Below are 12389 nucleotides of genomic sequence, written 5' to 3'. Positions count from 1 at the left end.
GATCGGTGATTCATTGACCGGTCAGGCTTATTTGCATGTATATACCTCACATCTCATTCAATATCGATGACGCACGACGGCAGCTCCGGGTGTTTCGTCTTCAGATTTCCAACCAAGAGACCAGAATGCATACCCCTATCAAAACCCGATGCTTCAAGGCTTATGACATCCGTGGCCAGGTACCGTCCGACCTGAACGAAGATGTGGCTTATCGGATTGGCCGCGCGATGGTCACCGAGCTGCAGGGCAAGAGCATCGTACTGGGTCGGGACATGCGGCTGGAGAGCCCGATGCTGGCGGATGCGATGACCCGTGGCTTGCTGGAGGGCGGCGCGGACGTCATTGACATCGGTCTGTGCGGGACTGAAGAGGTCTACTTCGCTACCAGCGCGTTCAATGCGGACGGTGGGGTGATGATTACTGCAAGCCACAATCCCAAAGGCTACAACGGGATGAAGCTGGTCAAATCGCAGTCGCGTCCGATCAGCGGCGATACAGGCCTCAATGCAATCCGGGACCGAGTGGAAAGCGGTGACCTGGGCGCATTGGCGGACACGCCGGGCAATATTCGCCATGAGCAGGACAAGGCTGGTTACATCAATCATCTGTTGACCTATGTTGACACTGCGCAACTCAAACCGTTGAAAGTGCTGGCCGATCCTGGCAACGGCGCGGCGGGTCCGGTTCTACAGGCGTTGATCGGCAAGCTGCCGTTTGAATGGGTGCTGATCAATGGCGAGCCCGACGGTAATTTCCCTAATGGCGTGCCCAACCCGTTGCTGCCGGAAAACCGTGAGCTCACACGTCAGGCGCTGCTCGATAACGGTTGTGATCTCGGGCTGGCGTGGGATGGCGACTTTGACCGCTGTTTCTTCTTTGACGAAACAGGTCGGTTCATTGAAGGCTATTATCTGGTGGGCCTGCTGGCCGAAATGCTGCTCAAGCAGCACCCGGGCAGCAAGATCATTCATGACCCGCGACTGACCTGGAACACAATCGATCAAGTTGAACAGGCGGGGGGCGTACCGGTGCTGTGCAAAACTGGTCACGCATTTATCAAAGAGCGTATGCGTCTTGAAGATGCGATCTATGGCGGTGAGATGAGTGCCCACCACTATTTCCGCGATTTTGCCTATTGCGACAGTGGCATGATTCCATGGTTATTGGTGACTGCCTTGATGTCCAGCGGCGGCAAGACACTTGCGCAACTGGTGGACGAGCGTATCGCGGCCTATCCGTGCACTGGCGAGATCAATTACCGCGTTGAAGATGTGCCCGCGATGCTGCAAAAGGTACTGACGCATTTTCTTCCGCAAGGCCCTGAACTGGATAAGACCGACGGCATCAGCGTTTCTTTTGCCGATTGGCGCTTCAATCTGCGGGGGTCCAACACCGAGCCGTTGTTGCGGCTCAATGTTGAAGCCAAAGGCGACCAGGCATTGATGTGGATGCGCTTGAAGGAAATCGAAACATTGATTCAAGAGGCTTGAGAGCTTCGACTCTCTAGTATCCAACGGCGCCCGTACTTCGGTAGTTGAAACATCGCGGTGCGGTCGTGGGTTGTGAAGTATCAATTTTATAGGTTCTTATTTTGAAAACGGTTTTACTGCTCAGTACCTACCCTATTGCCAGTCCCCGACACGGTGGTCAGGTCAGGGTCGCCAATATTGCTAAAACCTTCACAGACAGCGGTTGGAGCGTCACTCATCTGGCCGTCTACGAGCCAGAAGGGTATCCGCCGTCGACATTGGGCGCCAATGACGTCAAGTTTCCAGTCGACAGCCGCTTCCGAAAGTACAAGGGCACTTATGTGCCATTGATCAACGACCTGCTTTCGGGCGAGTTCGCTGCATCGGATCAAGGCGGTTTCGCCGAGATCCTCAAGAAGCTGCCACCCGTCATCGATGTGATCCATGTCGAGCAACCCTGGCTCTGGCCTCTGGTGCTGAAAATCCAGCAGATGCCTCAGTATCGTAATGCATGCTTGATTTATGGTTCGCAGAATATCGAGTCACCGTTGAAGCAGGAAATCCTCGACAGCTACGGCATTACGGGCGCTGATTCAGTGATTGCCGATATCGAAGCGCTGGAACGCAAGGCAACACTCGAAGCCGACATCGCCGTGGCAGTTACTCAGGCTGATCACGACATACTCAATGCTTGGGGCGCGAAACTGCCTTTGCTCGCTCCCAATGGCATTGCGCCGTGGACGGCCAAGGCCGAAGTTCTGGAGACCTGGAAGGCACGTCTTCCCGAGTCGCCGTGGATTCTCTATGTCGCCAGTGCGCATCCGCCGAACTTCAAGGGGTTCAATGAGTGCCTGGGGAGTTCCTTGGCGTGTATCCCTCCCGATAGCAAGCTGGTGGTGGTCGGAAGTGTCTGCGAGCACCTTGAAACGACCCTGCGAAACAGTCGTTGGGGCCAGTTGAATCTGTCGCGCCTGCAGTTGCTGTACATGCTGCCGGATGATGATCTGGATGCGGTGAAAACCCTCGCCCATGCTTTCCTGCTGCCAATCCCACACGGCGGTGGTTCTAACATCAAAACCGCTGAAGCGATTTATTCGGGTAAGTACGTCATTGGCACTGAGTCGGCTTTTCGCGGTTTCGAGCAGCATTTGAGTTCGCCGGAGATCAGCGTCGCACGCACGCCTGGCGAATTCCATGCAGCCATTCGCAATCGCCTGACGGGGAGGGCAGCAACAGATGGCCAAGGGCCGGACCGTGAGTCCCGCGAGCCGTTGACGTGGGCTCGCAGTCTCGAAGCGATCCCCCGTGCAGCGGTAGAAGTCATTGAAAAGAAGGCGCAACAGGTATGACGACCTGGTTTGATGTGACAACGATCCTGGGCTGGCACCGACCGGCTGTAGGCATTATTCGTACCGAAGCAGAAGCGGCTGCCCATGCGCTTGAGCTTATCGCTGCCGGTGAGGACGTCAAGTTCTGTTTCTTCAGTCATGCTACCGGCTACAGTGCTATCGCCGCTGGCGATGTCGCCGCCACGCTGAAGAGAATTTCGGGCGCGCATGTTGCGAGTTCCGGCAAGACTGCCAGCGCCAGATCGAACAAAAGCTCGATAGAAGCCCGCCTCAAAAGCAAAGCGATGAAAGTGCTCAACCGACTGCCTACCAGTATCAGCGGACGCATTTATCAGTTTTTCCAGCAGCGGCGCGTTTCGATCGTTGAGGCAGTCATTGGCGTTCGCCATTTGCGCTCTGCGGCCAAGGCGTTTCTCAAACCTGCCAATCGCGGACATGTGTTCAACCCGTCGTTGCGCAAGGCCAGTACCAGTGGCCACCCGTTCTCCCGAGGCGATAGCTACATTTCCGTTGGGCTGGATTGGGATAACAAGGATCTGCCGCATCTTTATGAATTGAAAAAACAGGTCGGTCTGCGGGTTGTACTTTTCTGCTACGACGTGATTCCTGTGCGCCTTCCGCACCTGTGTGTGGGCGATGTGGCTGCCAAGTTTGCAAACTATTTTGCCGATGTCGCCTGGTGTGCGGACAAGATTCTGTGCATTTCCGAGTGCACCCGCAAAGATCTGGTCTCGCTGCTGAGTGAACTGGGCGCACCGATTCCCGAGACGGAAGTAGTCAAGCTTGGCTGTCAGTTGTCCCATGTACTCAGCGACAGCATCAGCGCTGACGTCAAGGCACTGTTGAGCGAACGCTTTGTATTATTCGTTTCGACGATTGAGCGCCGCAAGAACCATGAAGTGCTTTACCGTGCCTACACGCGCCTGATCGATGACGGAGTGCAGGACCTGCCCAAGCTGGTGTTTGTAGGTATGCCGGGTTGGGGGGTGGGCGATCTGCTGAAGGATCTTGAGCTGGATCCGCGGACGAAGGATTACATCCGCATCCTCAACAACGTCTCTGACTCCGACCTGATGCATCTGTATCGGCATTGCATGATGACGGCGTTCCCGTCTCTGTATGAAGGATGGGGCTTACCGGTTGCGGAGAGTCTGGCAGCGGGTAAGTACTGTCTTGCCTCAAATGCGGCGTCGATACCGGAAGTCGGGGGTGAATTGCTGGATTATCTCGATCCGTGGAACGTCTCGGCATGGGCGGCGGAGCTGGAGAAGTATGCATTCGATCCAGTGGCGCTGTCGGCCAAGGAAGAAGCGATCAAGCGCGGATACAAGCCAGTTGCGTGGTCAGAGACTGCGCAGTTCGTTTTCAAGAGTGTGAACTGAGAGGTCATGCGCGGTGGGTACGCAGGCGAGCCCACCGCACAATGGTTACGCAATCGTGTTGTCGAAGATGCTCAAAGGTTTAAGGAGGTCCGGAGTACTGAGCAAGTCAGGACTGGCCGACCACTTTTCGATAATGCTGGCGAAATGATCCACTGCTGAAGTAATTACCCTTGCTCTGAGTATCCCAGGCACAGCTTCTTCCAGCGTGCGCGCGTAGGATTTTGCGCTGAACGTTTCTTTGGCCCACTCTTGTGCGTGCTTTCCAAGGTTGCCAGCCATGGTTCGTTCACTGAGTAGCGCGAGGAAGATTTTCTTCAGATCTTCCACCTCCTGATCAGGCGATACTTTCAGCACGTATTCGTCCGGTAGTTCGCTGTAGAAACCGGTGTCCGTCACGATAGTGGCTTTGCCGTAGAGCATGGATTCGATGGCCGAAGCGGATGCGGCTTCCAAGCTGGGCCAGCGCAGGCAACTAATCACGTCTGACGCCCTGATTGCTTCGGACAGGGTGTCATCATCGACTTCATTGGAGATGATCAGCTCTACACCGTTCTCGATTGCCAAGTCGATAAGCTTCCTTTCAACACTTGGAAGAATTGCCCCGACGAGTCTGTAGCTTATGTTCCTGCGCAGTACCGAACTGCTTCCGATCGCTTCGATACAGCTGTTGATTCTCTTGTTAGGGTTAACGTGACCGATGGTCAGAACATTGATCTTCGCGTGGTGTGGCTCTTCAACTTCGGCGCTGCTGGCGCCGGGGGCATCGTAAGCCAGCGGTGTCACGAATACCGGGCCCGCGCAAGCTGCCAGCACGCGGTCGCACCCCCAATGGCTGTGAGTGATCACGCCAGTGGCCATCGAACAGATCCATTCTGTCAACGGCGCGGCATCCTTGGTTTTATGAATAAAAGCGGTACTGTCGTGGATGCCGAAATACTCGCTGGCGAGCGTTTTCCCGTACCACTGAGTCAAGACCGCGACAGCTTCGTCACGATTGTGATGTGCCCAGCCAGAGAATAAATGACCTAGAAAAAAATCGTGCAGGCAGACGATTCCCGGTGCCTTCCCGAGCCAGGCAATCCCGCCCTCATGGAACTCGTAACTGTTGCCTATCTGATAGACACAGCAATCGGCAGTCTCGACATCCTTGGCGACTTCCACTTCGTTGGTCCAGGTCAGCATCTTGCAGCCGAACTCATGGAGTTCCTTCGCTGGAACGTGCGCACTTTCCGTGCGAACCAACACAACCTCATGCTGCTGGGCCAGAAGCTCAAGCACCACAAGTCTGGTCATCCGACCAATAGCCGAGGATTTGACCGCGGGTGTGAATACGACAAATTTCATTTGAGAAGTGCCTCGACAGTCTCGGGCCAATTGATGCCAAGGCTGTTCCACAATGCCTGCGCGCCCTCGCCGTATTGTTTGGTTCGGGAGTCTTTCTCAAAGGCGGCGTTCATCGCTTCTGCCAGGCTTTGCGCGTCGGGTTCGGCCCTCCAGCCGGTTTGTTTAGGAATAACCAAGCCGAGAATTCCGCCGCTGTCTGTCGTGGTGATCAGAGGCTTGGCGGCGGTTGCGGCCTCCATGCTCACATAGCCCAGAGAGTCTTCGTCAAAAGGAATGTAGGCCACGGCACGCGCACCGTTGACATAATCGACGTAGGTGGCGCGCGGCAAGAAGCGCAGATCGAGTTTTACCCGATCCTGCAGGCCGAACTCTTCGACGATGGAATGCAATTGTTGCGCGTCGGCGGGTGACTCGGGCGGCCCCGCGATAATCATCTTGACCCGCTTGTCGGCCTTGGCAAGTGCTTGGAGAAGCAGGTATTGACGCTTCATGCCATTCACGCGGCCGCCAGCGAATATGTAATCACCATACTGACCACCGGTGAATACTTCCGGATCATTGACAGGTGGAAGTAGTACTTTTGAATCAAAGCCGTTGTATTTCTGCAGGCGCTTTCTAGTCACTTCAGAGTTGGTGTAGATATGTCGGCTTTCAGCAAAACTCTCGTTATCTGCGTGATAAATCATTTTACGTAGATCTTCGCCAGCCTCGCCCGGAGGGAGATTGGTCTGGCCAGCGTCAAACAGGTCATACGCCTGACGATATTGGTGCAGCAGCCATAGGGATTTTCTAGGGTGCTGGACCAGGTAGGCAGGAAATTTCAACGCGATCACGTGGTCGGTGTTTTCGATTTCCAGCGTGCGGGTCAGCAGCATTTGCGATGGGATAACGGACGCAGGTTCCCATTGAAATGGAATTCGCAGAACTTCTGCATCATGACCGGCCATGATCAGATTTTTTTGCAGGTTGACAGCCAGTTCTTCTGCACCGCCCCAGATGAAGGGCGCCATGTTGTTCACGATCAAGACTTTCATGCCAAAAGACGCTCCAGCACATGCGACCAGGAAATTTTCAAGTCGACCAATCGCTGTTTGGCGTTCTTGCCCATGCTTTCGGTTGCGGATTTATCCCGGTACAACTTGTCCATGGCACTGGCCAAGGATTCGGGGGTCGGTTCGGCGATGTAGCCGTTAAACCCATCCAGTACTAACTCAAGCACTCCACCCGAGTCCGACGTGGTGAGTACAGGCTTTTCAGCGTGACTCGCTTCCAGGCTTGGATATCCGTAAGAGTCTTCGTCAACCGGCAAGTAAGCGGCTGCCAGGCAGGTAGACAGAAGTTCGACCTTTTCTTCTTCGGTGATCCAACGGTCTTCCACGATAACCCGGTCCGCAACATTGCACTCGTCGATCTTCAGTTTGAGCGCGATACCGTATTCGGGGCTGGCCCCTGTTCCCATGATTCGCAAACGTACGGGGGCGGTGGTATAGCTCAGTGCTTCAATCAGCAAGTGTTGACGTTTGTAATGCTCCAGGCGGCAGATACAGACAATTTCATCGCTGTATCCGGCATTGAAAAAGCGCTCTGGTTCGAAGACAGGCGGATACAACACCTCGCTCTCGACTTTGTTGAAGGTTTTAAGTCGATCCGATACCACTTTCGAGTTGGTAAAGACCGTCTTCGCTTCGGTCATTGCCCGAGAGTCGGCCTCGAACAAAGAGTCTCGGATGGCGCGATTCTTTGCATCGTCTGCAAAGTCCCGGTATTGGCTATCCCACAAGTCGTAGAACGTGCGCAGGTGGTGAATGAACCACAGTATCTTGTGCGGGTGAGGAATCATGTGCGCCTGAGGTCTGAAGCAAATGATCCGGTCGGCCGCCTGCAAATCCACCCAGCGCAACGCCATCATCTGCTGAAAGAGTAGGTCGGGCGGAGAATCCTTTTCGGGTAGATAAACAACTTCCACCTGATGTCCGGCTGCCGTCAGCGTGGCGGCGAGCCAGTCGACGATATTTCTACCGCCTCCTCTGATAAAGGGAATGAACGTCGAGCAAAGTGCAATTTTCATCAGGCCGCCAGAACCTTCCGCAAGCTGGCCGCGATTCGGGTGATGTCGTCTCGGGTCAGATCCTGGTGGGTAGGCAGGTTGATCCCACGTCCTGCCCACAGGTCCGCTACCGTGTAGTTGGTCTCTTCCTTGTAAGGTGGCAGAACATGCATCGGATAAAATACAGGGCGCGACTCGATGCCGTCTTCATCCAGCGCCTTCATGACAGCGTCGCGCTTGTGCTCGTCGCCGTCAGTCAGGAAAACGTTATACATCCAGAACACTTGTTTTGCCCAGGACGCCTCGGACGGCAGCACTAGCTTGTCCTTCAGATCGGCCAAGGCTTCGTTGTACCACCCAGCCAAGCGTTCGCGATCATTCAGCGCATCCGATATGTTCTCCATTTGAGCCAGGCCGATCGCTGCCTGAATGTTGGTCATGCGATAGTTGTAGCCGATCACCTCAAACCAGTAGCGTCGCTTCGGATCCATGCCTTGACCCCGGAACAAGCGCAGTTTGGCGGCAAGCTCATCGTCATTGGTGGTGATCATGCCGCCTTCACCGGTGGTGATGATCTTGTTACCGAAAAAGCTGAACGTGGCGCAATGGCCCATGCTGCCCACTTTGCGACCGTTGACTTCGGCTCCATGCGCTTCGGCAGCGTCCTCGACGACCCACAAGTTGTGTTTGCGAGCAATTTCATTGACCTTGTCCATCTCCGCCGGGTGACCGTAAAGATGTACCGGAATGATGCCTTTGGTCTTCGCCGTGATTTTGCTTTCGATGGTGTGTGGGTCGATGTTCATCGTTTCGGCGCACACATCCACCAATACCGGTGTTGCGCCGCAATAGCGCACCGCGTTTGCGGTGGCAATGTACGTCACAGTGGGAATGATGACTTCATCGCCTGGCTGCAAGTCGAGCCCGACCAGTGCCAGATGCAGGGCGGTAGTTCCATTGTTGGTCGCGATCGCGTGCTTGACACCGCAAAACGCAGCGAAGCTTTCTTCAAAGGCGACGATATATTTGCCCGCGGAAGAAATCCAGTTGGTATCCAGGCAATCGTTGACGTACTTGCGTTCGTTTCCAGCAAGCTTGGGTTGTGCTACGGAAATACGTTTCATGTCTCTTCCTTCAAATTTTGTTTTTAGCTTTTGCGGGCACGCCCACAACCGTGGTTGTCGACCCGATATTCGAAATAACGACGCTGCCGGCGCCGACCATGACCGATTCGCCGAGGTGAATTTCCGGAATGATCTTGCTGCCGATACCGACAAAACTGAGGCTGCCCACATGCACGTTGCCAGCCAGTGCACACTGGGGGGCGATATGCGCCGCCAGTCCGATCATGCAATCATGGTCAATGGTGGCGCCGGTGTTGACGATGCACAGGTCGGCTATCGTCGCCTCGGCATTGATCACCGCACCCGCCATGACCGCGACGCCCAGGCCCAGGCTGGCCGAGGGTGAAATCACTGCAGCAGGACTGATCGCATTGGCCAGTCGAAAGCCCAGCTGGATGGCTTTCTTCGCCAGTTTGTTGCGCAACGGGTTTGAACCGATAGCGATGAAGATCCGCTCGTAGCCTTGTTGGTACAACGCGGGCAGATGATCGTCACTCTTGAGTACCGGGATGCCCAGACATTCATCCGGACTGTCTGCGTTACCAACACAGTAGGCAACGGTGTCGCCTTGGGCTTGCAGCAGCTCGATGCATACCTTGGCGTGACCGCCGGCACCTACAACAATCACTTCATTTTTCATGCGTTCGTACCTGGCGCATGTAGCGATTCGGGCGATGAGAACAACAAATTGACCGAAGGAGTTTTGCTTAGTTGCTCCAATGTCCAGTTTTCCAGCTCGCCGGTTTCTGCGTTAATGACGTTGTAAGCGAGTCCTCGATTCGTGAAGTGGGCAAGCCACTCTTCGAGGCTGACGTTAGTCCGATGCAGGTGAGACTGGCCAAGCTCGACGATGAGGAGCATATGCGGATTGGCATCGAGCAACTTTCTGGCGCCCTTGATGACATCGATTTCGGCACCTTCCGCATCGATTTTCAGCATAGTGACCAACTGGTTTTCCGGCAGAAAGTCGTCGAGCGCGATGGTCGAAACATCGACAGATGCCACTGGGGAGGAAGTCAGTTCGTCCAGCTTGTAAAGAGAGTGGTGCCCGCTGGTAGCGCCCAAGTGAAGCTTGCGCTTTTCCGATTTGTCCGAGAGCGCCAACTGAGAGGTTTCGCTGATCGTTGAAAACCCGTTCAACCAGAGGTTTTTTTCGAGCAGAGACCGGGTCGGCTCAAATGGCTCGAATGCGATGATTTTTCCTTCACCGCCCATTGCGCGAGCTGCGGCGATCGAGTGCAGTCCGATGTTGGCACCGACATCAATGAACACGTCGCCCGGTTTTATCAGTCGCTCAATCAACAGGCGGGTGCCCGGTTCCAGCTCGCCGGTCTGGAGCAGGGCGGCCAGCAGGGCGTAGTCTTTTGCCGCGCAAAGTACATAGCCGACCGCTGTTTTCACCAGGATCTCGCCGGGCGCCGAGTCGATGGCGACCCGATTGGCGTCCGTCAGACTGTACTGCTCGATCCGATCCAGTTGCTGTTGCACATCTTCCCGGGAAATCTGCGAGGAAAAAACTCGCTGTGACAGCCGGGTCTGAACCTTGGCTGCGTTTGCAAGGCGTTCGAGTTCAATCACGATCTGCTGATGATGCTGGTGTTGCGCTCGCTGCATCTTGCTGAACTCTTCCATCATCTCCCGATGGATGTCAGCGGTGAAATAGCTACGCAGGCGAAACATCAACGGACGTGTGACAGGGCGGACGAGGCGCATGCCAATCAGCACCGCCCGGCGTAGCGTGAGCTTGATGGTGTGGCGAACGATCAGACTCAAGCCGGCGTAGGAGACATCAAGCTCGTCTTCGGTCGCTGGCTTTTTGATGCTGGACTTTACGTGCAGCCTTCGTGACGCCAAGGCAAACGCCTTATCGATATCCACGCCATTGCGTTTAACGCTGTTCATTCGTCTCAAGCTCCGAAATAGGCCGCGGTGACGGTTTCCGGATCGCCATCCATTTTTATCTTCCCGTGCTCCAGCCAAAGCACCCGGTTGCAGGTGTGCATGACCAGTTCACGCGAATGCGTGGCAATGACCAGAATATCGGTGGACTTCACCATTTCATTCATGCGGATTTCGGCTTTGTGCTTGAAACCCTCGTCGCCGACCGACATCCATTCGTCCATCAGCAGGATTTGTGGTCTCACTGTGGTTGAAACAGCGAACGCCAGCCGCAGATGCATGCCGGAGGAGTAAGTGCGGATCGGCATGTCGATGAAATCGCCCAGTTCGGTAAACTCGATGATTTCGTCGAGCTTCTCGCTGATCTGCGCTTTGGTCATGCCCAGAATGCCTCCGCGCAGAAAAATGTTCTCGCGGCCGGTGGCCTCTGGGTCCGTCCCTAAGGAAATGTCGATCAAGGAACCGATTTCGCCTTCGATCCGGGCGGTGCCCGAAGACGGCTCGTAAACCTTGCTGAGCAGTCGCAGCATGGTGCTCTTGCCAGCGCCGTTGTGGCCGAGCAGTCCGACCCGGTCGCCTTTGCGCAAGGTAACGGTAATGTTTTCAAGGGCTCTTACGATGACGCGGCCTTGCTGGTCTGAACCCAGCTGCCCGCCGGTGGCAACCTGAATAAGTCGCTTCTTCAGGGAGCGGCCGTTGGCGTTGTAGATCGGGAAATCTACACAAACGTTATTGAATTCGATCAGGGACATTATTAATTCTTCTCAGAGCCAGTAGGCGATGCGGCGCTTGTAACGGCCATAGACCACCAGCGCAACGAGCCAGCCGACAACGGCCATGCCCAGGGAAACCCACCAGTTGGTCGCGGTCGGCATCTGGCCGATCAGCGGCGAGCGGACCACCGAAATGATGTGATACGCCGGGTTGAGGTCAAGCAGATACAGTCCGGCGCGTTGTGGCAGCAGGCTTGGCATCCACATGATTGGCGTGAGGTAGAACACTACCTGTAACAAACTGGCGACAATCTGTGGCAGGTCACGGTAGCGCGCACACAGGATGCCCAACAGCAATGCAATCCACGTCAGATTGAGCAGGGCCAGGAAAAACCCGGGAATGCTGATGAGCGCGATCAAGCTCAAGGGCTTGCCGACCGCCAGCAACACCAGCGGAAAAATGACGATGTTGTGGCCAAGAATGAGGATGTTGCGCCATATCATGCGCATGATATGGGCGAAGAGCGGGATGGGCAGTTGCTTGATGATGCTTTCGGCCGCAATAAATCCGGTACAGCCCTCACTGATGACTGTGGACATGAATCCCCAGAGGATCATGCCGATGGCGAGGAATGGAAGAAATTCCTGAATGGGCGAGTTAAAGATCTGACCGAATACCACGCCGATGGTGCCAATCATGACGCCCATGCTGATGGTCAGCCAGAAAGGGCCCAATGCTGACCTTCTATAGCGCTGCCGGACGTCTTGCCAGCCGAGCATCCCTACCAAAGCGTACCGTCTTGTCGCAGCGATGATGTCCGACACGGCGATACTTACTGAACCATTGCGCATTAAAAGCACCAGATTGTTGGTCAAAAAAACACGCCATTTTAGGCTGGGGTGAGGGGAGTGTCACTCATTACTAGATGATTTCTTTCGGCGCGCGGCGCTCGCTGTCGGGATCCGATGCCCTGCGGCTGACGAACCCCGATAAAGGCAGCTGTGCGTTGACCCCGCCTGGCCTCAATAGCTGGCGCGACGAGTATTGAAACGTGTTGCAAG

Annotated in this window: 11 protein-coding genes; 3 read left to right on the top strand and 8 right to left on the bottom strand. The window is 55.2% G+C overall.

The window, feature by feature from the left end; genetic code table 11:
- Nucleotides 1–125: 125 nt before the first annotated feature.
- The 3 genes from ACA069_RS20270 to ACA069_RS20260 all read left to right on the top strand — a co-directional run bounded on the left by ACA069_RS20270 (nucleotide 126) and on the right by ACA069_RS20260 (nucleotide 4200).
- Nucleotides 126–1490 (top strand): phosphohexomutase domain-containing protein, encoded by a 1365-nt coding sequence (locus ACA069_RS20270; protein WP_497615098.1) that lies wholly within the window; start codon nucleotides 126–128, stop codon nucleotides 1488–1490.
- A gap of 101 nt (nucleotides 1491–1591) precedes the next feature.
- A complete protein-coding gene (locus tag ACA069_RS20265; RefSeq protein WP_489879048.1) occupies nucleotides 1592–2818 on the top strand; it encodes a glycosyltransferase family protein in 1227 nt (408 codons plus the stop codon).
- Nucleotides 2815–4200: a glycosyltransferase family 4 protein gene (locus tag ACA069_RS20260; protein WP_497615097.1), complete on the top strand. Its 1386-nt coding sequence runs from the start codon at nucleotides 2815–2817 to the stop codon at nucleotides 4198–4200. The genes ACA069_RS20265 and ACA069_RS20260 overlap by 4 nt, the downstream gene beginning before the upstream one ends.
- A gap of 45 nt (nucleotides 4201–4245) precedes the next feature.
- Here ACA069_RS20260 and ACA069_RS20255 read toward each other — a convergent pair whose 3' ends face one another.
- Genes ACA069_RS20255 through ACA069_RS20220 form a run of 8 tightly spaced genes read right to left on the bottom strand, consistent with a single transcriptional unit; the run spans nucleotide 4246 to nucleotide 12203 of the window.
- On the bottom strand, nucleotides 4246–5544 hold the full coding sequence (locus tag ACA069_RS20255; RefSeq protein WP_497615096.1) for a glycosyltransferase: 1299 nt from the start codon (nucleotides 5542–5544) through the stop codon (nucleotides 4246–4248).
- Entirely contained in the window at nucleotides 5541–6578 is a 1038-nt protein-coding gene (locus ACA069_RS20250; RefSeq protein WP_497615095.1) for a glycosyltransferase family 4 protein, read from the bottom strand. Before ACA069_RS20250 ends, ACA069_RS20255 begins: the two co-directional genes overlap by 4 nt.
- Nucleotides 6575–7612 (bottom strand): glycosyltransferase family 4 protein, encoded by a 1038-nt coding sequence (locus ACA069_RS20245; RefSeq protein ID WP_497615094.1) that lies wholly within the window; start codon nucleotides 7610–7612, stop codon nucleotides 6575–6577. Before ACA069_RS20245 ends, ACA069_RS20250 begins: the two co-directional genes overlap by 4 nt.
- Entirely contained in the window at nucleotides 7612–8715 is a 1104-nt protein-coding gene (locus ACA069_RS20240) for a DegT/DnrJ/EryC1/StrS family aminotransferase (RefSeq protein ID WP_497615093.1), read from the bottom strand. Before ACA069_RS20240 ends, ACA069_RS20245 begins: the two co-directional genes overlap by 1 nt.
- Before the next feature lie 10 nt (nucleotides 8716–8725).
- Nucleotides 8726–9355, bottom strand: a complete 630-nt coding sequence (locus tag ACA069_RS20235; RefSeq protein ID WP_497615092.1) for an acetyltransferase — start codon at nucleotides 9353–9355, stop codon at nucleotides 8726–8728.
- Nucleotides 9352–10617 carry an FkbM family methyltransferase gene (locus tag ACA069_RS20230; RefSeq protein ID WP_497615091.1) on the bottom strand — a complete coding sequence of 422 codons (1266 nt, stop codon included), beginning with the start codon at nucleotides 10615–10617 and terminating at the stop codon, nucleotides 9352–9354. The genes ACA069_RS20235 and ACA069_RS20230 overlap by 4 nt, the downstream gene beginning before the upstream one ends.
- Before the next feature lie 5 nt (nucleotides 10618–10622).
- On the bottom strand, nucleotides 10623–11366 hold the full coding sequence (locus ACA069_RS20225; protein WP_497615090.1) for an ABC transporter ATP-binding protein: 744 nt from the start codon (nucleotides 11364–11366) through the stop codon (nucleotides 10623–10625).
- 12 nt (nucleotides 11367–11378) lie between these two features.
- Entirely contained in the window at nucleotides 11379–12203 is an 825-nt protein-coding gene (locus tag ACA069_RS20220) for an ABC transporter permease (protein WP_497615089.1), read from the bottom strand.
- Nucleotides 12204–12389 lie beyond the last annotated feature (186 nt).

It is taken from the genome of Pseudomonas sp. LBUM1652, assembly GCF_059716105.1.
This window is presented reverse-complemented; position numbering and strand designations above follow the sequence as displayed.